Here is a 21,090-nt window from a genome sequence, read left to right on the forward strand (position 1 = left end):
CCGTTGGAGGGAGGGGTGGTGTCCAGGACTACACGTGTCATCTGGGGCGGTTGGCCAAATGCAATGCTTTGGATGCTAGTTATCGGTATTTTTATTCAAATTAGTGGTAAAGTATGGATAGTGTCGGGTAGTGGCCGAAATACGCAAGTATATCTATGGCTTTTGTTGCCTGTATTTATTTATTTGCTATGCAAGATATTTATGAGGGAGTGGCCTAGGCTGGATTTTCAGTATGCGCCATGGGCGTTATTCTTAGGGTGGGTGGCGCTTAGCGTTTTTTGGTCCTCAGATGCTGAAGGTGATGTTTTTTCGTTAGCTAAGCGCGGGGCATTTATTGGTTTTTATTTAATTGCGATTCACTTGCTTATGAGTCGCAATGAAAAACTGCTGTATCGTGCTGTAATGGCGGCTGTGTTCGTGGTTTTTCTTGGTGCGCTGGCAAGTTTGGTTTATCAGTATGGGGTCCTCAATAGGCCGCTAGAGTACAGGGCGTTCCGAATCTACCGCATGGGGATTGCCGACTTTGCGAACTACGGGTGGCCAGTTGCCGCTGGTATCTTTAATGGGTCCATTGCGCTTTGGGCCTTGGGAGTGTCCTTGGATAGGCGAACTAATTATAATGTTGCGTTGTTATGGCTTTTGGTGTTTGCCGTTTTGGCAGTTTATGTGTTGATGACGGGTACGCGAGGTGCGTGGTTTGCTTTGTTGGGTGGAGGGGTCGTTTCTGTTCTTTTGCAGAAAACTAAGCGTGGTGTTTTCGGGTTGCTTTTTTGTTCCCTTCTTCTAATAGTGGTTACGATTGTTTTTTGGGATCAAGTTGTTTTTGAGTTTGAAAAGCGGCAGCTTTCTGGTCGGAGTGGAATTTGGGAGTATTACTTTAAAGTGATGTCGGGGCATTGGGCCTTTGGGCATGGTTTAGGTACCCCGTTTGTATATTTGTGGCCAGACGGCAAATCGATTTCCCCTCACGCGCATAGCCTGTATTTACAGCAGGTTTATGATAGTGGTTTGGTTTCTCTCGGCTTGATGCTTGCAGGGCTGGTAGGGGTTTTTTATAAAGTTTGGATGATTCGTGACAACTTCTGGGTCCGCTTGACATTTCCAGTGTTGGTGTTCGCCTTGATCGCAATGTTGACTGATGTTGAGCGAATTTTTACTCGTCCAGGAGATTATTGGACGGTATTTTGGTTGCCTGTAGCTATTTTGTTAGCCGTCCCAACAGTCGATCATACAAAAAAAAATTAGCGGCAGTTGGCAAGTGACTATTTGTGCTAACAGGTTTCATACTCTGTCCGCTCGAATTGCTAGACGATAAGTCGTCGTCTGATGAGTATTGCTCCTACAAAAAATGGTAGGGTTAACTATGGGAGGATTTTTTGTGAAGTCAACGCCACTGAGCATCCCCGATGTTATTTTGTTTGAACCTCGCGTCTTTGGCGATGCTCGAGGATTTTTTTTTGAGAGTTTTAATCATCGAGTCTTCGAAGACGCCGTGGGTAGACCCGTAAGTTTCGTACAAGATAACCACTCTCTCTCTTCCGAAGGTGTTTTGCGCGGCCTGCATTATCAAATCCAAAAACCGCAGGGAAAACTTGTCCGAGTAGTAGAAGGGGAGGTCTTCGACGTCGCCGTTGATTTGCGTCGATCATCTCCTACGTTCGGACATTGGGTCGGTGTTCATTTATCGGCAAGTAACAAGCACCAACTTTGGATCCCGGAGGGTTTCGCACATGGTTTTGTTGTACTCTCCGAGACAGCTGAGTTTCTATACAAAACCACAGACTATTACGCACCCGCTCATGAGCGCTGCTTGGCCTGGAATGATCCAGAGATTGCAATTCAGTGGCCAACTATGATCTCCCCGCTATTGTCCGAAAAGGATAAAGCCGGAAAGTTTCTCGCAGAAGCGGATCTTTTTGACTAACGCAAACTTGCGATAGCGTCACCTTCGATAAGCGGGCCTGGTTCACAGGCCTGTGCTTGCGTACAGACTCAGGATCCTTTCGTACGCCAGCAAACCCACGTCGTTCAATGTACAATCCGGCTCGTGAGGTATTCAGCCCCCGCGAGCTGTATCCTCCGCTGAATTATGATCGGACGTATGTGCATTGATGCCCTCAGAGGCTACATGAAGACGGCCCCCAGCAGGACTGCCCAACGTTTGGGCGCAAGGAAGTCCCGTCATCCCTTTCGCGAAACAACTGAAAAGACCTGAAAAATGACTATCTTGGTAACCGGCGGAGCCGGCTTCATCGGCGCAAATTTCGTACTGGACTGGGTGGCTCAATCGGATGAGCCGGTGATCAACCTAGACAAGCTCACCTACGCAGGCAACCTGCAGAACCTCGCGAGCCTGGAAGGAAACCCCCAGCACCAGTTCGTACAGGGCGACATCGGTGATTTCGAGCTGGTGCAGCGCCTGCTGGCCGAGCACAAGCCGCGAGCGGTGATCAATTTCGCCGCCGAATCCCATGTGGACCGCTCGATCCACGGTCCTGAAGATTTCATCCAGACCAATATCGTCGGCACCTTCCGCCTGCTCGAGGCTGTGCGCGGCCACTGGAAAGGCCTTGAGAGCGATGCTCAGCAGGCTTTCCGCTTCCTGCACGTTTCCACCGACGAAGTGTATGGCTCCCTGGCCGCCGACGAGCCAGCGTTCACTGAAAAGCACCAATACGAGCCCAACAGCCCGTACTCGGCGAGCAAGGCTGCGAGCGACCACCTGGTCCGTGCCTATCACCACACCTACGGCCTGCCGGTGCTGACCACCAACTGCTCGAACAATTACGGCCCGTACCATTTCCCGGAAAAGCTCATCCCCTTGATGATCGTCAACGCCTTGGGTGGTAAAGCGCTGCCGGTATATGGCGATGGCCAGCAGATCCGTGATTGGCTGTACGTCAAAGACCACTGCAGCGCCATCCGCCGTGTGCTTGAGGCGGGCAAGGTGGGTGAGGTTTACAACGTCGGCGGCTGGAACGAGAAGCCGAACCTGGAGATCGTCAATCGCGTTTGCGCCTTGCTCGATGAGCTGCGCCCGCGTGAGGATGGCAAGGCCTACAGCGAGCAGATCACCTTCGTGACCGATCGCCCAGGGCACGACCGTCGTTATGCCATCGATGCTCGTAAACTGGAGCGCGACCTGGGCTGGAAGCCAGCGGAAACCTTCGAGACCGGCATTCGCAAAACCGTGCAGTGGTACCTGGATAACTGGCAGTGGGTCGAGAACGTGCAATCCGGCAATTACCGTGACTGGGTCGAGAAGAACTACAGCGGGCGTAATGCATGAAGATCCTGCTGCTAGGCAAAGATGGTCAGGTTGGCTGGGAGCTGCAGCGAAGCCTGGCGCCGTTGGGCGAGGTCCTGGCGCTCAATTCCCGTAGTGAATCCTATTGTGGCGACTTGGCTGACCTGCCAGGCCTTGCCCGCACTGTTCAGGACTGGGCGCCGGATGTCATCGTCAATGCTGCTGCCTACACGGCGGTGGATAAGGCTGAGTCCGAGCGGGAGCAGGCCTTCCGGGTCAACGCCGAGGCCGTTGGCGTGCTGGCACAAGCCGCAGCGGCTTCCGGGGCGCTGTTGGTGCATTACTCCACCGACTACGTCTTCCCCGGGCAGGGCGTGACGCCTTGGCAGGAGACGGATGAAGTAGGGCCGCTCAACGTATACGGCGAGAGCAAGCTTGCGGGTGAGCAGGCGATACAGGCTTCGGGCTGCAAGCATCTGATCTTCCGTACTTGCTGGGTATACGCGGCACGTGGCAATAACTTTGCCCGCACCATGCTGCGCTTGGCCACGGAGCGCGACACCTTGGGCGTTATCGATGACCAGTTTGGCGCACCTACCGGCGCGGAACTGATCGCTGACGTAACTGCGCACGCTATTGTCGCGGTCCGCCACGATGCTGCATTGTCTGGGCTCTATCATTTGGCCGCAGCAGGGGAGACGACTTGGTGTGGCTATGCCCGTTTTGTGCTGGAGCACGCTGCTGCGGCCGGTGTGGCGCTGAAGGTGCCCGCTGAGGCGGTCAACGCTCTGACCACCGACGCCTACCCCACACCGGCGAAGCGGCCGGCCAATTCGCGTCTCGATACGCATAAACTTGAGAAAGCTTTCGGCCTGCGGCTTCCTGAATGGCAACAGGGCGTGGCACGGATGCTGACGGAAATACAAGGGAAATAACGGCAATGAAACGTAAAGGCATCATTCTGGCGGGTGGTTCGGGTACTCGTCTGCATCCGGCGACCTTGGCAATTTCCAAGCAATTGCTGCCGGTCTACGACAAGCCGATGATCTATTACCCTTTGACCACGCTCATGTTGGCTGGGATTCGGGACATTCTGATCATCTCGACTCCGCAGGACACGCCGCGTTTCGAGCAGTTGCTGGGTGGCGGGGAGCAGTGGGGTTTGAATATTTCCTACGCTGTTCAGCCTTCACCCGATGGCTTGGCGCAGGCGTTCATCATTGGTGAAGACTTCATCGGCAACGATCCATCGGCGCTGGTGCTGGGCGACAACATCTACTACGGCCACGATTTCCAACATTTGTTGAGTAACGCGGGCAAGCGTACCAGCGGCGCCAGCGTGTTCGCTTACCACGTGCATGACCCGGAGCGTTATGGCGTGGTCGAATTCGATGCCAATGGCAAGGCCATCAGCCTCGAAGAAAAGCCTGCTCAGCCGAAGTCCAGCTATGCCGTGACCGGGTTGTATTTCTATGACCAAGACGTGGTTGAGATCGCCAAGGGCATCAAGCCATCCCCACGTGGCGAGCTGGAAATCACCGATGTGAATCGCATCTACCTGGAGCGCAACAGCCTGTCTGTGGAAATCATGGGACGTGGCTACGCCTGGTTGGATACCGGTACCCATGATTCGCTGCTGGAAGCGAGCCAGTACATCGCAACCATCGAACGCCGCCAAGGCTTGAAGGTGGCCTGCCCTGAAGAGGTCGCATTCCGCCAGGGCTGGATCGGTGCCGAGCAGCTCGAGGCCCTGGCCGCACCGCTGGCCAAAAACGGCTATGGCCAATACCTGAAGCGCCTGCTGCAAGAAAAAATCTACTGATCTCGGACGCCCCGTTCCCACTTCCTGTACGACCTTTCCCCAGGAAGTGGGACACACGCCGTAACGTCTAAATCTCGTAACCATTCCCCCTCACGCACCGCTATCCCACCGCCTCCTGAAGGGCTAAGTTGTGTCGGGCAGCCAGGAAATGCTGCCTCGTCATTCAACCTCACAGGAGTGCCACTCAATGCGCAACACCATCCTTTCCTACCTGCTCCTCCCGCTGTTCACCGGCCTGTCCTTCTCGCTCAGCGCTGCGCCCAACGCAACCCCTGCGCCTGTCACCGAGCTGTCCGCCACTCAGGTGGTGACAGCTGCAGTGGAGTCTCAACCGGCCAAACTCGACCTGAACACCGCCGACGCCCTGACCCTGCAAAAGGAGCTCAACGGCATCGGCAAGGCCAAGGCCGAGGCGATCGTGGCCTACCGTGAGGCCCACGGGCCGTTCACGTCGGTGGATGAGTTGCTGGAAATCAAGGGCATCGGCAATGCGCTGCTCGAGCGTAACCGCGACAAGTTGGTGGTAGCGGAGTAACGGTAGGGATGATGGCCGGTCCGCTGGGTCGGCCATCAAGGAGCATCAGCGGTCTTTCGCCTCTTTGGCGTCCATTTCGGCATTGCGTTCGTGGATTTTCTTCAGCTGCTCTTCGGTCAGGGGCAGTTTCTTGGCCGTGTCGCGCAGCAGCAACAGGCCGCCCACGATCGAGCCAAGGGCTATGATCAATATCAACCAGGCATACCAGGGCATGATGTTCTCCTTGCAGACCGTGGAGGGCAGTGCTCCTTCAGTTTCGAGCTGCCGTGTATCCGTTGGTTCAATTATAGGAGCGACTGGGTGCCGGGCCAATTCTCGTGACCCGTGGCCCCCCAAGGTGGTGCCACTTCGTTTACAATGCGCGCCGTTTTCGACTTGCCAAGAGACCCTACCCATGTCCGCCTGCCAGACGCCCCTGATCGTCGCCCTGGATTTCCCTACCCGTGAGGCCGCCCTGAAGCTGGCTGACCAGCTCGATCCAGCCCTGTGCCGGGTGAAGGTCGGCAAGGAGCTGTTCACCAGCAGCGCTTCGGGCATCGTCGAGACGTTGTGCGAGAAGGGCTTCGAGGTGTTCCTCGACCTCAAGTTCCACGATATCCCCAACACCACGGCGATGGCGGTCAAGGCTGCGGCCGAGATGGGGGTGTGGATGGTCAACGTGCATTGCTCCGGTGGCCTGCGCATGATGGCGGCCTGCCGTGAAGAGTTGGCCAAGCGTAGCGGGCCGCAGCCGCTGCTGATCGGCGTGACGGTGCTGACCAGCATGGAGCGTGAAGACCTGGCCGGTATCGGCCTGGATGTCGACCCGCAGGAGCAGGTGCTGCGTTTGGCGGCGTTGGCCGAGAAGGCGGGGATGGACGGGTTGGTGTGTTCGGCGCTGGAGGCTCCGGCGTTGAAGGCGGCGCACCCGTCGTTGCAACTGGTGACCCCGGGGATTCGCCCGGCGGGCAGTGCGCAGGATGACCAGCGGCGGATCCTGACGCCGCGCCAGGCGTTGGATGCGGGGTCGGATTACCTGGTGATCGGGCGGCCGATCAGCCAGGCGGCGGACCCGGCGCAGGCGTTGGCGGCGGTGGTGGCTGAAATTCGCGGTTGATTGTGCGAGGCGGGCCGCGTTGCGGCCCAATCGCGGGGCAAGCCCGCTCCCACAGGGGCAGCGCCGGCCGCGGGTTCTGCGACAGCGCAGCCCATAGGTAGGGTGCCTGTCATAGACATATGGCCGACTTGGCCTCTGTAGGAGCGGGCTTGCCCCGCGATCAGGCCGGCACTGACGGACACATGCCTCAAACCTTGAGCACCAGCTTCCCGAAATTCTCCCCGCTGAACAGCTTGAGCAGCGTCTCGGGGAAGGTCTCCAACCCTGCCACCACATCTTCCTTGCTCTTCACCTCGCCACTGGCCAGCCAGCCGGCGATCTCCTGGGCGGCCTTGCCGTACTCCTTGGCGTAATCCATCACCACGAAGCCTTCCATCCGTGCGCGGTTCACCAGCAGCGACAGGTAGTTGGCCGGGCCTTTGACGGCATCCTTGTTGTTGTACTGGCTGATGGCCCCGCAGATGATCACGCGGGCCTTGAAGTTCAGGCGGCTGAGCACGGCGTCGAGGATGTCGCCGCCAACGTTGTCGAAGTACACGTCCACGCCTTTGGGGCATTCGCGCTTGAGGCCGGCCAGCACGTCTTCGGCCTTGTAGTCGATGGTGCCGTCGAAGCCGAGCTCCTCTTTGAGGTAGCGGCACTTCGCTTCGCCACCGGCGATACCGACCACGCGGCAGCCCTTGAGCTTGGCGATCTGCCCGGCAATGCTGCCCACCGCGCCGGCGGCGCCGGAGATGACCACGGTTTCGCCGGCCTTGGGCTGGCCGACGTCGAGCAGGGCGAAGTAGGCGGTCATGCCGGTCATGCCCAGGGCCGAGAGGTAGCGGGGCAGGGGGGCCAGGCGTGGGTCGATCTTGTACAGGCCCTGGGGTTCGCCGGTGAAGTAGTCCTGCACGCCGAGCGGGCCGTTGACGTGGTCGCCGGGCTGGAAACCGGGGTGCTTGGAGGCGATCACTTCGCCTACGCCCAGGGCGCGCATCACCTGGCCCAGGGCCACGGGTGGGATGTAGGACTTGCCTTCGTTCATCCAACCGCGCATGGCGGGGTCCAGGGAGAGGTAGAGGTTCTTGACCAGCACCTGGCCTTCGGCGGGCTCGGGGGCGGGGGCTTGTTCGTAAGTGAAGTCGTCGCGGCGTACGGCGCCGACGGGGCGTCTGGTCAGCAGGAAGCGGCGGTTGGTGTGGGCCATGGGGGTTCCCTTGGGTTTGGGGTTGGCAGTGCCGGCGCAATCGCGGGGCAAGCCCGCTCCTACAGGGATAACGCTGAATCCACTGTAGGAGCGGGCTTGTCCCGCGATGGAGGCATCACGATTCTTCCAGTTCAACCACTTGATAGCCCCTGGTGCGCTTCGGAGCAAGCACCACATCCGCTGTAAATACACCCTGATCCACCCGAATGATCCTGCTGCCCAGCGGCCGCATGATCTGTCTAGACTCCCCCTGCACAACAACCAGCATGCAGGAGCCAGCAATGAGCATGACCTTTTCCGGCCAGGTTGCCCTGGTCACCGGTGGCGGGGCGGGGATCGGCCGGGCGACGGCGCTGGCGTTCGCCGGCGAGGGCTTGAAGGTGGTGGTGGCCGACCGTGATGTGGCCGGCGGCGAAGCGACCGTGGCGCTGATCCACGAGGCGGGTGGGCAAGCGCTGTTCCTGGCGTGCGACGTTACCCGCGAGCGCGAGGTGCAGGCGCTGCATGAGCAGGTCATCGAGGCCTATGGTCGCCTGGACTATGCCTTCAACAATGCCGGCATCGAGATCGAGAAGGGCCGCCTGGCCGAGGGCAGCGAGGCGGAGTTCGACGCGATCATGGGGGTGAACGTCAAGGGCGTGTGGCTGTGCATGAAGTACCAGTTGCCGCTGATGCTGGCCGCCGGTGGCGGGGCCATCGTCAACACGGCCTCGGTGGCGGGGCTGGGCGCGGCGCCGAAGATGAGCATCTACAGCGCCTCCAAGCATGCGGTGATCGGCCTGACCAAGTCGGCGGCGATCGAATACGCCAAGAAAGGCATTCGGGTGAATGCGGTGTGCCCGGCGGTGATCGACACCGACATGTTCCGCCGCGCCTACGAGGCAGACCCGCGCAAGGCGGAGTTCGCCGCGGCGATGCACCCGGTGGGGCGCATCGGCAAGGTGGAGGAGATCGCCAGTGCGGTGCTGTACCTGTGCAGCGATGGGGCGGCGTTCACCACGGGGCATAGCCTGGCTGTGGACGGTGGGGCCATGGCTATCTAAGCATCAGTACTGGGCGTTGACGGTGCCTGTGAGAAAGATATCGCGACGCTCCAATCGTCCGATGTCCTGGTGCTTGGCAATCCGGTATACCCGCTCGAATGCCTCCCGGTCGATATGTGGGAAATAGTGTGAGAGGGCTTGTTCCACCTGGGTGTCGTAATCGGCTTCGGTGATGTAGCGGTAGACTTCGCGGAAATAGAAGAACCCGAACTGGAAGCCCAGCGTTTCACCAAGGAAGTCTGTTGGGACGTGGAAGCTATTTTCGAGATCGATGGCTTGGGGCTGGGCGCCAGGTTGGGTTGGCAACATGATATTGGCAGCCCATAGGTCCATATGAGTAATGCCCAGGCTATGGAGAGCGTGCAGCAATTCGAAAGCAGCCTGGATTATGTTGTCGATCGCCTCTGGGCTCTGGCGCAGTATGGCCAGCCCATCGTGATATTCATCCAGGTGTTGGGTAATCAGGAACAGGTCCTGCACCAGCCCGAGCTTGGAGCGGCTATAGCCATACCCTACCAAGGGGGGGACACGAGCGCCGCGTCGCGAAGCCTCTTGGGTGTTGATCAGTTCTTCGAGCGGCCAATCGAACATGCCATTGCGTTTTGGGCGACCTCTTTGCACGCGCCATTTCTTCTTCAGTGAGTCGAGCTTTTCACGCTTGGTGAAGAATGCTCGCTCCGGGCAATCGAGAGGCGTGCTGACGCGTTTGCTGCGGCTGGCCTGGTCGATCAACCGCTCGAGAGCATGTCGGGTATGGGGACGCAGAGGAGCTTTGAAATGCAGAGTGGTGCGTTGGTGCTTCACGACATGCGGAAAATCATTGGACCATTCTGGGGTATTGCGGACCACGCTACATCCTTGTAAGTATCAAAATGCCATCACTCTTTGTAATATTACAGTTATTTCACCTTTCTGTTGCAAATTTAAATTTACACGCGCTCCTATCTATGGCTGTCCTCTCGGCGTTGTTCGATGTTGTAGGAGCGGGCTTGTCCCGCGATTGGGCCCGGCCTGCTTTCGCGGTGGCATGGCACGGGCTGCGCCCGTGATCGCGGGGCAAGCCCGCTCCTACAGGGGCCTTGCTGGCCACCGTTGCCCTGGGTCTACAAAGGCTGCGCTGCCTTGCGAACAGCGCTATCTCGCCTCGACATCATCACCGCTACACACCCCAGCAACAACGCAGCGCCAAACACCACCAATGCCGTCCGCGAACCGAGCCGGTCACTGATCACGCCGGTAAAGATCACCGGCAAACTGAACCCCAGGTAGGCCAGCAGGAAGAACCCCGCACTGGCGCGGGTTTTCTCGGTGCCGGCCAGTTGGTTCACCGCGGCCAGCCCACCCAGGTAGATGAACCCGTAGCACGCGCTGCTGGCCGCCACCGCGCCGGCCAGCACGGCCAGCAGATGCCCGCTGTCGGCACCCCACGCCAGCAGGGCATAGCTGCACGGCAGGATCACCAGCCCCAGCAGGGTGGCGCGGGCGCTGGGCAGGCGGCGGGCCATGGGCTGGAACAGCACGCCGCAGCTGATCACGCAGAACGTGGAGAACCCCGACCAGGCGCTCAGGCCGTGTTGTCGCAGGATGCCGGGCAGCAGGGCGATCACCAGCCCGACACAGGCCCAGGCGAGCAGGATGGCCAGGCCGTAGGCCAGGCTGCCGGCGGGGTAGCAGGGCAGGCGCAGCATGGCGCTGCGTTGTGCGGGCCGTGGGTCGGGCAGGCGCCAGACGAGCGCCAGGGCGAGAGCGGCGAGGGCCAGCTGCAGGTGGAAGCTGCCGGGCGTCAGGGTCGGGCCGCTCAGCAGGAACAGGCTGGTCAGCGAAGCGCCAAGGCCGAAGCCCAGGGAGGTGCTGGCGGTGACCCAGTTGGCGGCGCGGCCGGTGTCGCCGCCGGCCATGAGTTCGCCCATGTAGGCGGTGGCGGTCGCCGAAGCCAGGCCCGTGCCCAGGCCGAGGAACAGGCGGGCGAGGCCCAGGGTGTGCAGGCCGGGGGCCAACAACATCAGCACGGTGGCGACCATCGACAGGGCCAGGGCGGCGAGGATCAGTGGGCGTCGGCCGATGCGGTCGGCCAGGCCGCCGAGGGCCAGCAACACCGGCAGCACGCCCAGCACATAGCCGGAGAAGGCCACCGCGGTGGCGGCCGCGCCTTGGCCGGAGAGATCGGCGTAGGCGATGTACAACGGGGCCTGGAGGTTGACCGCCAGGGTGATCAGGCAGAGGGCGAAGGCCAGGCGGGCCGGGGCTGAGCGGGTAGGCATCTGGGTATCCTTGGTTGTCTGTACTGGCGCAATCGCCGGCAAGCCGGCTCCCACACAGTCCGATGTGCATGGTGCCAATGGTGAACACCGTTCGCAGATCACCCAGCCCTTCGGACACGCTGTCATGCAGAGAACCACTGATTAGCGCTGCCCCCTGTAGGAGCGGGCTTGTCCCGCGATCAAGGGCAGAGCCCTTGCCATACCGCCGCGGTGGCAGGGCCGGGTCCGTAAAATCAAATCGTTAGGCGGGCGCCGGGTATGGGCACATTGCTCTCAACCCACCACCATCAACAAGGCACACGCTCATGCCATTTATGCTTAACTGTTCGCCAAAAAACAGCGAACACTTGCCATGCCCATCCACCTGGACCGCCAATCCACCACCCCTCTGGTGCAACAGCTCACCGACCAGCTCCAGGCCTGGATCGAACACCAGCGCCTGCGCCCCGGCGCACGCCTGCCCTCCATCCGCACCCAGGCGCGCACGCTGGCGGTCAGTGCATCCTGCGTGATCGAGGCTTACGACCGCCTGGTCGCTGGCGGCTGGCTGGAGGCGCGCCACGGCACCGGCTTTTTCGTCGCCGAGCGTAAACCCGGGCTCGCGGTCGAAGACGCCCAACCCTGGGGCGAGGCCGGCGACGGCAGCTGGCGCCAGTTTCGCGAAGGCCACCATGAGCTGCTCAAGCTCGGCTGCGGCTGGCTGCCCGGCGCCTGGCGCGCCAACGCCGAGCTGGCCCAGGCCATACGCCAAGTCAGCCGCGGCAGCGTAGAAGACCTGTTCGACTACTGCCCACCCCTGGGCCTGGCCAGCCTGCGCCAGCAGTTGCACAAGCGCCTGGCCCGCCTGGACATCCCCGCCGGCCCGGAGCGCATCCTCACCACCCAGGGCGCCAGCCACGCCCTCGACCTGCTGGTGCGCACCCTGCTGCGCCCAGGCGACACGGTGCTGGTGGAAAGCCCCGGCTACTACAACCTGTTCAACCTGCTGCGCCAGCACCAGGTGCGCATGCTGCCGGTGCCGCGCACGGCCAGCGGCCCGGACCTGGCGGCCCTCGAGCGGCTGTTGGCCGAGCATCGCCCGCGCTGCCTGTTCATCAACAGCCTGTACCACAACCCGACCGGTACCAGCCTGACCCCCAAGGTCGCCTATCGCCTGCTGGAGCTGGCCCGGGAACATGACCTGCGGATCGTCGAGGACGACCTCTACGCCGACTTCCAGGACGGCCCGGCCACTCGCCTGGCTACCCTCGACAGCGAGCAGCGGGTGATCTACATGGCCAGCTTCTCCAAGACCTTGAGCAGTTCCCTGCGGGTCGGCTACCTGGTGGCCGATGCCGCGCTGATCGCGCGCCTGGCCGAATTGAAGATGGTCACCGGCATCGGCACCTCGCGTTTCGCCGAGCAGGTGGTGGGGCAGATGCTCGCCACTGGCAGCTACCGCAAGAGCGTGCAACGCCTGCGGGTACGCCTGGGGCAGCACATGGCCAAGGTGCTGGGGCAACTGGAGGCGTTTGGCTGGGAGGTGTTCTGCGAGCCCTATGGCGGCATGTTCGTCTGGGCCCGGTCGCCGGGGCGGGATTTTGCCAGCCTGGAGCGCATCGCCCTGGAGCATGCGGTGCTGCTGACGCCGGGCAGCGCCTTCGACCCTGAGGGCGCGCCCAGCGACTGGCTGCGGATCAACGTCGCTTACGGGCAGGACCCACGTGCCCAGGCGTTCTTTCGGCACGCAGGGCGACCTTCAGCATGCTGAAAGCGACAGGGTCATAGCTATTTGACACCATTGTGAGGGTTGGGCCTTGTGGACAGAGGCCAGCTGTTGCCACTCTTGGACGATAACAAAAGGGCTGCTTTGCAGCCCATCGCGGCACAAGGCCGCTCCACAGGAATGCGCGATCCCTGTAGGAGCGGGCTTGCCCCGCGATGGGCCGCACAGCGGCCCTAAAACGCAGGGGGAAAAGGCAATGAGGGCAACCCAACACGGTGTGCTGGCCAACCTGGGCATGGCCCGCAAGCTCGGCCTGGGCTTTGCCCTGGTCCTGCTGCTGACCCTGGCGGTCGCCGCCATCGGCATCTTCGCCCTCCACGGCGTCGGCCAGCGCTTCGACAGCCTGCGCCAGATGAGCCAGTTCAACACCGACCTGCTCAAGCTGCGCCAGCATGAGCAATCCTTCGCCCTGCGCTCGGACATCAAGGAAGCCGAAGCCCTGCGCAATGACCTCAAAAGCCTGGTCGAACGCGCCGGCAACCTGCCCGCCCTGGCCGCCGCCCAAGCCGACCTCAGCGCCTATGGCCAGGCCTTCGACGTCTTCGTCGAAGCGGTGCAGGCCAAGGAGCTGGCCCTGGATATGGCCAGCTGGTCGGTGTCCAGCGTGGCCAACAACCTCGATGTGCTGCAGATGGGCCTGGCCGACGACGGCACCTATACCCTCAAGCAGTCCCAGGGCCAGCAGGGCAGCGAGTTCCTCGAGCAGGCCGGGCAGGTGGCCCAGGTGTCGCGGTTGATGCTGCAGGCCATGGACGAGGCGCGGGTGCGCCTGGAGCAGGGGCGCAAGGGCGAGGAGGCGGTCAACGAAGGGCGTATCGCCCAGACCGTCGAGGCCGGCGCGCTGGTCGAGCAGCTCAAGGGCTCGGTGGCCGATGCCGGTTACCAGAGCGTGCTGGGTGAAGTGGCCGGGCACATCGCCAGCTTCTCGGAAAAGCTCAACGAATACACCGACCTGCTGGCCAAGGAGCAGGGCATCAAGGCGCAGTTGCAGGCCCGCGCCGAACAGGTCACCGCGCGGGTCGACCAGGCCTACGCCGCCCAGGAGCAGGCCATGCAGGGCGAGCTGGCCCGCAGCACCGTCGCCATCGGCCTGGCCACGGCCTTGGCGCTGCTGGTCGGTGTGCTGGCGGCCTGGTTGATCACCCGTGCCGTGGTCGGCCCGCTCAAGCGGGTGATCGCCCGGGCCCAGCGCATCGCTGCCGGCGACCTGGCGATCGACACCGAAACCACCCGGCGCGACGAGGTCGGCCAGTTGACCCTGGCCATGCAGCAGATGGCGGCGGGGCTGTCCGGCATCGTCAGCGGCCTGCAACAGGGCATCGAACAGTTGGCCGGCAACGCCCAGGCGCTGTCGGCGGTCACCGAGCAGACCAACCGTGAGGTGGGCAGCCAGAAGGAAGAAACCGAGCAGGTGGCCACGGCCATGCAGCAGATGACCGCCACTGTGCACGATGTGGCGCGCAATGCCGAGGAGGCCGCCCAGGCCGCGCAGAGCGCCGACGACAAGGTCGAGTCCGGCCAGCAGGTGGTGCGTCAGAGCATGCAGCGCATCGAGCAGCTGGCGGCAGCGGCGGAAACGGCCAGCGCCAGCATCGACAGCCTCAGCGACGAGATCCACACCATTGGCGATGTGCTCGAAGTGATCAAGAGCGTCGCCGAGCAGACCAACCTGCTGGCGCTCAACGCGGCCATCGAAGCGGCCCGGGCCGGGGAGCAGGGGCGTGGTTTCGCGGTGGTGGCCGATGAAGTACGGGCCCTGGCCCGGCGTACCCGGCAGTCCACCGAGGAAATCGAGCGCCTGGTCGCCAGCCTGCGTGGCAATGCGGCCCAGTCGGTGGCGCAGATCCGTGGCAGTACCGAGCTGGTGCGCCTGGCGGTGGCCGATGCCTTGCACACTGAAAGCGCACTGGGCAGCATCGCCGCAGCGGTTTCATTGATCCAGCAAATGAACCAGCAGATCGCCGCAGCGGCAGAGCAGCAGAGTTCGGTAGCCGAGGAGATCAGCCGCAGCGTCACGCAGATCCGTGGCAGTGCCGACCAGGCGGCGTTGGCCATGCAGGACAATGCCCGGTCCAGTGTGGAGCTGGCGCAGTTGGGCGATGAGCTGAAAGGAATGGTGGGGCACTTCAGGTTGTGATCGCCTGTACCGGCCCTATCGCGGGACAAGCCCGCTCCTACAGGGAATACGCGAAACTTGTAGGAGCGGGCTTGTCCCGCGATAGGGCCGCTACTGCCGATAAATCAATCAGCCCCGGCGCGGGCTCAGGATCATCAAGGTCAGCACCCCCGCCACGATCCCCCAGAACGCCGAGCCGATGGAAAACAAGGTGAACCCCGAGGCCGTGACCATGAAGGTGATCAACGCCGCCTCCCGCTCGCGCACCTCGCCCATGGCCACGCTCAACCCGTTCATGATCGAACCGAACAGCGCCAGCGCGGCGATCGACAGCACCAGCTCCTTGGGCAGGGCCGCGAACAGTGCCGCCAACGTGGCCCCGAACACGCCGGCGATGCCGTAGAAGATCCCGCACCACACCGCGGCGGTGTAGCGCTTGCTCGGGTCTTCATGGGCATGCGGCCCGGTACAGATCGCCGCGCTGATCGCGGCCAGGTTGATGCCGTGGGAGCCGAACGGTGCCAGCAGCAGCGAGGCCAGGCCGGTGGCCGAGATCAAGGGCGAGGCCGGTACCTGGTAACCGTCAGCGCGCAGTACGGCCACGCCCGGCATGTTCTGCGAGGTCATGGCCACCACGAACAACGGGATGCCGATGCTGATGGTCGCCGCCAGCGAGAAGCTCGGGGTGGTCCACACCGGCTTCGCCACCTCCAGGTGGAAGCCGCTGAAGTCCAGTAGGCCCAGGGCACCGGACAGCGCCGTGCCCACCAGCAGCGCCGCCAGCACGCAATAACGCGGCGACAGGCGCTTGACCACCAGGTAGCTGAAGAACATGCCCAGGACCAGTACGGTGCGGTGTTGGGCGGCGACGAAGATCTCGCTGCCGATCTTGAACAGGATCCCGGCCAGCAAGGCCGAGGCCAGGGACGCCGGGATGCGCCGCACCAGGCGCTCGAAGCTGCCGGTCAGGCCGCAGATCAGTACCAGCACCGCGCAGGTGATGTAGGCACCGATGGCCTCGCCATAGCTGACCCCGCCCAGGCTGGTGATCAGCAGCGCCGCGCCCGGGGTCGACCAGGCGATGGTCACCGGTGTGCGGTAGCGCAGCGACAGGCCGATGCTGCACACCGCCATGCCGATTGACAGGGCCCAGATCCACGAGGAGATCTGCGCACTGGTCAACCCTGCGGCCTGGCCGGCCTGGAACATCAGCACCAGCGAGCTGGTATAGCCGGTGAGCATGGCGATGAAGCCGGCGACGACGGCCGACGGGGAACTGTCTGCCAAGGGGCGCAACGGCGCGGAGGTGGCATCGGTCATGGAAAAGTCCTTGTAAACGTGTAAGCAGTTTTTTCAGCGTACCGTGACCCGGCGCAATGCTTGCCATACAGCAACCATTGCATTTAGCCGTACAGTCGCCAACTATTGGGCACGATTGCGCAACTGCACGAGAGGGAAGGGGTGATGTACAAGGTTTATGGGGATTACCAGTCGGGCAACTGCTACAAGGTCAAGTTGATGCTGCACCTGCTGGGCCGCCCTTACACATGGCATCCGGTGGACATTCTCAAGGGCGAGACCGAGACGCCCGAGTTCCTGGCCATGAACCCCAACGGCAAGGTGCCGGTGCTGCAGCTCGAGGACGGTACCTGTTTGTGGGAGTCCAACGCCATCCTCAACTACCTGGCCGACGGCAGCGAGTTCCTGCCCAGCGAACCGCGCCTGCGCACCCAGGTGCTGCAATGGCAGTTCTTCGAGCAGTACAGCCACGAGCCCTACATTGCCGTGGCGCGCTTCATCCAGTTCTACCTGGGCTTGCCGGATGAGCGTGTGGAGGAGTACCGCAAGCTGCACAAGGGCGGCTACAAGGCGCTCAAGGTGATGGAGCGGCAGCTGCAGATGACGCCGTACTTGGTGGGAGAGCAGTATTCGATCGCCGATGTGGCGTTGTATGCCTACACCCATGTGGCCCATCAAGGTGGGTTCGACCTGGCCGAGTACCCGGCGGTGCAGGCTTGGCTGGCGCGGGTGGCGAGCCATCCGCGGCATGTGCCGATGGTCGATTGACCGGCCCCGCTTGCATACCGGGCCCAGAATCCCCGTCAGATCGCCGAGAAGCGCTTGTCCAGGTAGGCGATGATGTCCTTGGACTCGTACATCCAAGTCACCTGGCCCGCTTCCTCGATGCGCAGGCACGGCACTTTCACCCGGCCGCCGCCCTCGAGCAGGGCCTGGCGATGCACCGGGTCGTTCTTCGCATCGCGCAATTGCACCGGCACGTTCAGGCGGTGCAGGGTGCGGCGGGTCTTGACGCAGAACGGGCAGGCATGGAACTGGTACAGCGCAAGGCCCTTGGCCTCCTGCTCGACACGGGCCTGGGCCGCGGCGTCGCGCTTGCGCTTGGCCGGGCGGCTGATCCAGTCGCCGAACACGATGAGCTGGCCGAGGCCGACCCGCAAGGCTTTGACGATCATGGGCAACTCCTGAAGACATGAAAAAGCCGACCCCCAAGGGTCGGCTCGCAATCACCGGCCGATCACTTGATCAGGCTGAGGAACTCGCTGCGGGTCGCCGCATTGCTGCGGAATTCGCCGAGCATCACCGAGGTGATCATGGTCGAGTTCTGTTTTTCCACACCGCGCATCATCATGCACATGTGCTTGGCCTCGATCACCACGGCCACGCCGGCGGCGCCGGTCACCTGCTCCACGGCCTCGGCGATCTGGCGGCTGAGGTTTTCCTGGATCTGCAGGCGGCGGGCGAACATGTCGACGATGCGCGCGACCTTCGACAGGCCCAGGACCTTGCCCTTGGGCAGGTAGGCCACATGGGCCTTGCCGATGAAGGGCAGCATGTGGTGTTCGCACATCGAGTACAGCTCGATGTCCCGGACCAGCACCATCTCGCTGTTGTCGGAGGTGAACAACGCGCCGTTGGTGACTTCTTCCAGGGTTTGTTCATAACCGCGGCAAAGGTACTTCATGGCCTTTGCGGCCCGCTTGGGCGTATCGAGCAGCCCTTCGCGGGAGACGTCCTCGCCGAGCTGGCTGAGGATCTCGGTGTAGTTCTGTTCCAGGGACATGGATCTACCTGTGGGGATTAATCGCAAAGACGAAGGGTACGGCGGCCAGGGCCATGCTGCAAGCGCGGCGTCACTCGTCGCGGCCTTCGAGCATGGTCCGCTTGAGCATCACGTACACCGCGCCCGTGCCGCCGTGGCGGGGCTGGCAGGAGGCGAAGCCGAGCACCTGCGGGTGCTGGCGCAGCCAGGTGTTGACGTGGCTCTTGATCATCGGGCGCTTGCCATCCAGGCGCGCGGCCTTGCCGTGGGTGACGCGTACGCAGCGCACTTCCAGCTTGGTGGCTTCGGCGATGAAGTCCCAGAGCGTCTCGCGGGCCCGCTCCACGGTCATGCCGTGCAAGTCGAGGCTGCCCTCGAAGGCGATCTGGCCGAGCTTGAGCTTGCGGATCTGGCTTTCCTGCACGCCGTCGCGACGCCACATCAGCTCGTCCTCGGCGCCGACATCGATGACGAACTGGTCGGACAGCCCGTCGATCACCAGGGGCTGGTCGCTGCGCACCGTCGCGGCCTGGCGCAGGCCGGCCAGCTGCTTGCGGTCGGCCTTGGGCTTGCCGACATCGGCGCGGTCGTGCTTGATCGGTTTCACGCCGCGGATTTCGGCCTGGAACAGGGAAAAATCGTCGTCTTGCATGCTGCCTCCACGTGGGCGGCGTAGTGTACGCGAAAGCGCTTGTATGTAGGAGCGGCCTTGTGCCGCGAAAGGGCCGCAGCGCGGCCCCAACGTTCTGTGCAATGGCCCAGATCCTGGGGCCGCTTCGCAGCCCTTTCGCGGCACAAGGCCGCTCCTACACAGGGGAAGCCGGTGATCACATCGTCAGTCGTGCTTTTTCATCAGGTGCGGCGCCAGGTTCAGCCCATGCCCACGGCGCAGGCGGATACGGCTACGCCGCCAGAAACGCACGCCCAGGTACAGCAGCACCAGCCCGCCGACCGTGAGCGTCACGGCCAGGGGACGGTTGGCGTTGAGTTCGGCCAGGGCATCGTAGTTGCCCAGCAGGCCGGCGATGCCGGCCATGGCCAGGAGGATGCCCAGGGTCGCCACCAGGGCGGACAGGCCGGCCGCCAGGCGCGCGCCCCAGTTGCGCGGCTCGCGCGGGCGCAGGCGCTTGGCGTCGAGACTGCCTTTGAGCTTCATTCCGATGTCCTCTGTGGGTATCCGGAATTCGACCTGGGCCCGGCCCTTGGGTTCCGCCTCAGATCAGGCTGGCGGTCGGGGCGACGCAGGCGAAGTTGTCGGCCATCACGGCCATTTCGCACTGGTGGATCTGTGCGGCCGGGATGACCGTGTCCTTGAAAGCCAGGTCGCGGGTGGTGGAGGCATCCTCGACCAGGGTGCAACGATAACCATAGTCCTTGGCGCGGCGCACGGTGGTGCTGACGCTGGAGTGGCTCATGAAGCCGCAGACGATCAGGTCAAGGTGGCCCAGCTCCTGCAGCGTCTCGTGCAGCTTGGTGTTCTTGAACGCGTTGGGCATGCGCTTTTCGATGACGATTTCGCCTTCACGCGGCTCCAGGCCCGGGATGAACTCGCCACGGGCGCCCTGGGGGTCGAACAGGCCGCCGACGGTGCCCAGGTGGCGGACATGGATGATCGGACGGCCGGCTTTGCGTGCGGCGTCGAGCAACCGGGCGATGTTGGCCACGGCCTCGTCCATGCCCGACAGCGCCAGGGGACCGCTGAGGTACTCCTTTTGCGCATCGATGATGATCAGGCTGGCTTGGCCCAGCTTGGCCGGCGGGTAGTCGCGGCCGCTGAGGCGGAACATCGTGGTTGGAACGGACATCAAGGGCTCCTTGGGTAGGGCTTTTGTATACCTATTCTCCCCTGCAACGGCGACAATGTGAATGGTTGACATTGCAGGCGGCATGGTTACTGGCTTCTGGCTACCGGCGGAGGATTCCGGGGGAACATTTGCGGCGGCGGGCTGTTAGACTTTTGTACTGTCTGAAAAGGAGTCCCCCGTGATCACATCCCGTCTGCGCACCCTGCGCGACCATATCCGCTGGGCGGTCAGCCGCTTCCATGAGCACGAGTTGTTCTTCGGCCACGGTGCCGACAACGCCTGGGACGAAGCCCGCCTGCTGGTGCTGGGTGCCGTGCACCTGCCGTGGGAAGTGGCCGACAGCTACCTGGATTGCCAGTTGGAAGATGACGAGCGGGTGCGCTTGCAGCACCTGCTCAAGCGCCGTATCGAAGACCGCGTGCCAACGGCCTACCTGCTGGGCGAGGCGTGGTTCTGCGGTATGTCGTTCCTGGTCGACGAGCGTGTGCTGGTGCCTCGTTCGCCCATCGGCGAACTGCTCGAGAAACGCCTGGAGCCCTGGCTGGCGGCCGAGCCGGCGCGCATCCTCGACCTGTGCACTGGCTCCGGGTGCATCGGCATCGTCGCCGCCGACGTGTTCCCCGAGGCTGAAGTGGTGTTGGCCGACCTGTCCTTCGAGGCGTTGGAAGTGGCCAACCAGAACATCGAGCGCCATGGCCTGGAGGAGCGGGTCTACACCGTGCAGGGCGATGGCTTCGCTGGGCTGCCGGGGCAGCGCTTCGACCTGATCCTGTCCAACCCGCCGTATGTCGATGCCGAAGACTTCGCCGACATGCCGGCCGAGTACCACCACGAACCCGAGTTGGGCCTGGCCTGCGGCAACGACGGCCTGGACCTGGTGCGGCGCATGCTCGCCGAGGCGGCCGACCACCTGACCGAGAAGGGGTTGTTGATCGTCGAGGTGGGCAACAGCCAGGTGCATGTGGAGGCGCTGTACCCCGAGGTGGACTTCGCCTGGCTGGAGTTCGAGCGTGGCGGGCATGGCGTGTTCATGCTGACGGCCGAGCAGTGCCGGCAGCATCAGGAGCTGTTCCGCGCCAGAGTCTGATGAAGCGGGGCCGGCACAAGGCCGCCCTTACAGAGGCGCGCAATCCCCTGTAGGAGCGGCCTT

At 62.7% G+C, this 21,090-nt stretch carries 23 protein-coding genes and 1 pseudogene; 13 read left to right on the plus strand and 11 right to left on the minus strand.

All coding sequences use genetic code 11. The features are described from left to right. The first annotated feature begins 18 nt into the window (after window positions 1–18). The 6 genes from K8374_RS06220 to K8374_RS06245 all read left to right on the plus strand — a co-directional run bounded on the left by K8374_RS06220 (window position 19) and on the right by K8374_RS06245 (window position 5,604). The gene (locus K8374_RS06220; RefSeq protein WP_224458324.1) at window positions 19–1,245 is read left to right on the plus strand and encodes an O-antigen ligase family protein; all 1,227 of its coding nucleotides are present in this window, start codon (window positions 19–21) and stop codon (window positions 1,243–1,245) included. 133 nt (window positions 1,246–1,378) lie between these two features. Further along, on the plus strand, window positions 1,379–1,924 hold the full coding sequence (gene rfbC / locus K8374_RS06225) for a dTDP-4-dehydrorhamnose 3,5-epimerase (protein WP_224458325.1): 546 nt from the start codon (window positions 1,379–1,381) through the stop codon (window positions 1,922–1,924). A 294-nt stretch (window positions 1,925–2,218) separates the two neighbouring features. Then, complete coding sequence (rfbB, locus tag K8374_RS06230) at window positions 2,219–3,289, plus strand: dTDP-glucose 4,6-dehydratase (protein WP_224458326.1); 1,071 nt, start codon at window positions 2,219–2,221, stop codon at window positions 3,287–3,289. Next, window positions 3,286–4,182: a dTDP-4-dehydrorhamnose reductase gene (rfbD, locus tag K8374_RS06235; protein WP_224458327.1), complete on the plus strand. Its 897-nt coding sequence runs from the start codon at window positions 3,286–3,288 to the stop codon at window positions 4,180–4,182. The genes rfbB and rfbD overlap by 4 nt, the downstream gene beginning before the upstream one ends. Before the next feature lie 5 nt (window positions 4,183–4,187). Further along, on the plus strand, window positions 4,188–5,069 hold the full coding sequence (gene rfbA / locus K8374_RS06240; RefSeq protein WP_224459281.1) for a glucose-1-phosphate thymidylyltransferase RfbA: 882 nt from the start codon (window positions 4,188–4,190) through the stop codon (window positions 5,067–5,069). Between the two features lie 187 nt (window positions 5,070–5,256). Next, a complete protein-coding gene (locus K8374_RS06245; RefSeq protein ID WP_224458328.1) occupies window positions 5,257–5,604 on the plus strand; it encodes a ComEA family DNA-binding protein in 348 nt (115 codons plus the stop codon). Window positions 5,605–5,649: 45 nt separating this feature from the next. Here K8374_RS06245 and K8374_RS06250 read toward each other — a convergent pair whose 3' ends face one another. Continuing rightward, complete coding sequence (locus K8374_RS06250; RefSeq protein WP_084854939.1) at window positions 5,650–5,817, minus strand: DUF2897 family protein; 168 nt, start codon at window positions 5,815–5,817, stop codon at window positions 5,650–5,652. 181 nt (window positions 5,818–5,998) lie between these two features. Between K8374_RS06250 and pyrF the strand changes: the two genes are divergently transcribed. After that, complete coding sequence (gene pyrF, locus K8374_RS06255) at window positions 5,999–6,700, plus strand: orotidine-5'-phosphate decarboxylase (RefSeq protein WP_084854940.1); 702 nt, start codon at window positions 5,999–6,001, stop codon at window positions 6,698–6,700. A gap of 187 nt (window positions 6,701–6,887) precedes the next feature. Here pyrF and K8374_RS06260 read toward each other — a convergent pair whose 3' ends face one another. After that, window positions 6,888–7,889: an NADP-dependent oxidoreductase gene (locus K8374_RS06260; RefSeq protein WP_224458329.1), complete on the minus strand. Its 1,002-nt coding sequence runs from the start codon at window positions 7,887–7,889 to the stop codon at window positions 6,888–6,890. 115 nt (window positions 7,890–8,004) lie between these two features. Beyond that, complete coding sequence (locus tag K8374_RS06265; RefSeq protein WP_224458330.1) at window positions 8,005–8,178, minus strand: hypothetical protein; 174 nt, start codon at window positions 8,176–8,178, stop codon at window positions 8,005–8,007. On the opposite strand from K8374_RS06265, the gene K8374_RS06270 reads away from it, so the two are divergent. Continuing rightward, window positions 8,171–8,932 carry an SDR family oxidoreductase gene (locus K8374_RS06270; RefSeq protein WP_224458331.1) on the plus strand — a complete coding sequence of 254 codons (762 nt, stop codon included), beginning with the start codon at window positions 8,171–8,173 and terminating at the stop codon, window positions 8,930–8,932. The genes K8374_RS06265 and K8374_RS06270 overlap by 8 nt on opposite strands. A 3-nt stretch (window positions 8,933–8,935) precedes the next feature. Here K8374_RS06270 and K8374_RS06275 read toward each other — a convergent pair whose 3' ends face one another. Both K8374_RS06275 and K8374_RS06280 read right to left on the minus strand, forming a co-directional pair. After that, window positions 8,936–9,781: a lipopolysaccharide kinase InaA family protein gene (locus K8374_RS06275; protein ID WP_224458332.1), complete on the minus strand. Its 846-nt coding sequence runs from the start codon at window positions 9,779–9,781 to the stop codon at window positions 8,936–8,938. A gap of 254 nt (window positions 9,782–10,035) precedes the next feature. Next, window positions 10,036–11,193 carry an MFS transporter gene (locus K8374_RS06280; RefSeq protein WP_224458333.1) on the minus strand — a complete coding sequence of 386 codons (1,158 nt, stop codon included), beginning with the start codon at window positions 11,191–11,193 and terminating at the stop codon, window positions 10,036–10,038. A 352-nt stretch (window positions 11,194–11,545) separates the two neighbouring features. Between K8374_RS06280 and K8374_RS06285 the strand changes: the two genes are divergently transcribed. From K8374_RS06285 to K8374_RS26410, 3 genes and pseudogenes are all read left to right on the plus strand, one after another. Continuing rightward, the gene (locus K8374_RS06285; RefSeq protein WP_224458334.1) at window positions 11,546–12,943 is read left to right on the plus strand and encodes a PLP-dependent aminotransferase family protein; all 1,398 of its coding nucleotides are present in this window, start codon (window positions 11,546–11,548) and stop codon (window positions 12,941–12,943) included. A 1,066-nt stretch (window positions 12,944–14,009) separates the two neighbouring features. After that, window positions 14,010–14,186, plus strand: a pseudogene (locus K8374_RS26405) (HAMP domain-containing protein); the annotation flags it as partial. A gap of 204 nt (window positions 14,187–14,390) precedes the next feature. After that, window positions 14,391–15,095 (plus strand): methyl-accepting chemotaxis protein, encoded by a 705-nt coding sequence (locus tag K8374_RS26410; RefSeq protein WP_411969632.1) that lies wholly within the window; start codon window positions 14,391–14,393, stop codon window positions 15,093–15,095. A 108-nt stretch (window positions 15,096–15,203) separates the two neighbouring features. Here K8374_RS26410 and K8374_RS06295 read toward each other — a convergent pair whose 3' ends face one another. Further along, complete coding sequence (locus tag K8374_RS06295; RefSeq protein ID WP_224458336.1) at window positions 15,204–16,394, minus strand: benzoate/H(+) symporter BenE family transporter; 1,191 nt, start codon at window positions 16,392–16,394, stop codon at window positions 15,204–15,206. Window positions 16,395–16,538: 144 nt separating this feature from the next. Between K8374_RS06295 and K8374_RS06300 the strand changes: the two genes are divergently transcribed. Beyond that, the gene (locus K8374_RS06300; RefSeq protein WP_084854948.1) at window positions 16,539–17,141 is read left to right on the plus strand and encodes a glutathione S-transferase family protein; all 603 of its coding nucleotides are present in this window, start codon (window positions 16,539–16,541) and stop codon (window positions 17,139–17,141) included. Between the two features lie 35 nt (window positions 17,142–17,176). On the opposite strand, the gene K8374_RS06305 is transcribed toward K8374_RS06300, so the two are convergent. The 5 genes from K8374_RS06305 to K8374_RS06325 form a co-directional block, all read right to left on the minus strand. Further along, window positions 17,177–17,548, minus strand: a complete 372-nt coding sequence (locus K8374_RS06305) for a glutaredoxin family protein (RefSeq protein ID WP_224458337.1) — start codon at window positions 17,546–17,548, stop codon at window positions 17,177–17,179. Between the two features lie 62 nt (window positions 17,549–17,610). Continuing rightward, window positions 17,611–18,156: a GTP cyclohydrolase I FolE gene (gene folE, locus K8374_RS06310; protein ID WP_084854950.1), complete on the minus strand. Its 546-nt coding sequence runs from the start codon at window positions 18,154–18,156 to the stop codon at window positions 17,611–17,613. A 70-nt stretch (window positions 18,157–18,226) separates the two neighbouring features. Continuing rightward, entirely contained in the window at window positions 18,227–18,787 is a 561-nt protein-coding gene (locus tag K8374_RS06315) for a Smr/MutS family protein (RefSeq protein WP_224458338.1), read from the minus strand. Window positions 18,788–18,970: 183 nt separating this feature from the next. Then, complete coding sequence (locus K8374_RS06320) at window positions 18,971–19,291, minus strand: hypothetical protein (protein ID WP_224458339.1); 321 nt, start codon at window positions 19,289–19,291, stop codon at window positions 18,971–18,973. Window positions 19,292–19,349: 58 nt separating this feature from the next. Further along, on the minus strand, window positions 19,350–19,940 hold the full coding sequence (locus K8374_RS06325) for a cysteine hydrolase family protein (protein ID WP_084854953.1): 591 nt from the start codon (window positions 19,938–19,940) through the stop codon (window positions 19,350–19,352). A 178-nt stretch (window positions 19,941–20,118) separates the two neighbouring features. On the opposite strand from K8374_RS06325, the gene prmB reads away from it, so the two are divergent. Then, entirely contained in the window at window positions 20,119–21,027 is a 909-nt protein-coding gene (gene prmB / locus K8374_RS06330) for a 50S ribosomal protein L3 N(5)-glutamine methyltransferase (RefSeq protein WP_224458340.1), read from the plus strand. The last annotated feature ends 63 nt before the right edge of the window (window positions 21,028–21,090 follow it).

It is taken from the genome of Pseudomonas sp. p1(2021b) (assembly GCF_020151015.1).
GTDB classification, from domain to species: Bacteria; Pseudomonadota; Gammaproteobacteria; order Pseudomonadales; family Pseudomonadaceae; genus Aquipseudomonas; species Aquipseudomonas putida_K.

Bases quoted from the DNA above. Each gene is read 5' to 3' on its own strand.
- K8374_RS26410 (WP_411969632.1), top strand. From the start codon at position 14,391: ATGACCGCCACTGTGCACGATGTGGCGCGCAATGCCGAGGAGGCCGCC.
- K8374_RS06300 (WP_084854948.1), top strand. From the start codon at position 16,539: ATGTACAAGGTTTATGGGGATTACCAGTCGGGCAACTGCTACAAGGTC.
- rfbA (WP_224459281.1), top strand. From the start codon at position 4,188: ATGAAACGTAAAGGCATCATTCTGGCGGGTGGTTCGGGTACTCGTCTG.
- K8374_RS06285 (WP_224458334.1), top strand. From the start codon at position 11,546: ATGCCCATCCACCTGGACCGCCAATCCACCACCCCTCTGGTGCAACAG.
- K8374_RS06245 (WP_224458328.1), top strand. From the start codon at position 5,257: ATGCGCAACACCATCCTTTCCTACCTGCTCCTCCCGCTGTTCACCGGC.
- K8374_RS06270 (WP_224458331.1), top strand. From the start codon at position 8,171: ATGAGCATGACCTTTTCCGGCCAGGTTGCCCTGGTCACCGGTGGCGGG.
- K8374_RS06305 (WP_224458337.1), bottom strand. From the start codon at position 17,548: ATGATCGTCAAAGCCTTGCGGGTCGGCCTCGGCCAGCTCATCGTGTTC.
- rfbB (WP_224458326.1), top strand. From the start codon at position 2,219: ATGACTATCTTGGTAACCGGCGGAGCCGGCTTCATCGGCGCAAATTTC.
- pyrF (WP_084854940.1), top strand. From the start codon at position 5,999: ATGTCCGCCTGCCAGACGCCCCTGATCGTCGCCCTGGATTTCCCTACC.
- K8374_RS06295 (WP_224458336.1), bottom strand. From the start codon at position 16,394: ATGACCGATGCCACCTCCGCGCCGTTGCGCCCCTTGGCAGACAGTTCC.
- K8374_RS06325 (WP_084854953.1), bottom strand. From the start codon at position 19,940: ATGTCCGTTCCAACCACGATGTTCCGCCTCAGCGGCCGCGACTACCCG.
- K8374_RS06280 (WP_224458333.1), bottom strand. From the start codon at position 11,193: ATGCCTACCCGCTCAGCCCCGGCCCGCCTGGCCTTCGCCCTCTGCCTG.
- rfbD (WP_224458327.1), top strand. From the start codon at position 3,286: ATGAAGATCCTGCTGCTAGGCAAAGATGGTCAGGTTGGCTGGGAGCTG.
- folE (WP_084854950.1), bottom strand. From the start codon at position 18,156: ATGTCCCTGGAACAGAACTACACCGAGATCCTCAGCCAGCTCGGCGAG.
- K8374_RS06320 (WP_224458339.1), bottom strand. From the start codon at position 19,291: ATGAAGCTCAAAGGCAGTCTCGACGCCAAGCGCCTGCGCCCGCGCGAG.
- K8374_RS06265 (WP_224458330.1), bottom strand. From the start codon at position 8,178: ATGCTCATTGCTGGCTCCTGCATGCTGGTTGTTGTGCAGGGGGAGTCT.
- K8374_RS06260 (WP_224458329.1), bottom strand. From the start codon at position 7,889: ATGGCCCACACCAACCGCCGCTTCCTGCTGACCAGACGCCCCGTCGGC.
- K8374_RS06315 (WP_224458338.1), bottom strand. From the start codon at position 18,787: ATGCAAGACGACGATTTTTCCCTGTTCCAGGCCGAAATCCGCGGCGTG.
- K8374_RS06250 (WP_084854939.1), bottom strand. From the start codon at position 5,817: ATGCCCTGGTATGCCTGGTTGATATTGATCATAGCCCTTGGCTCGATC.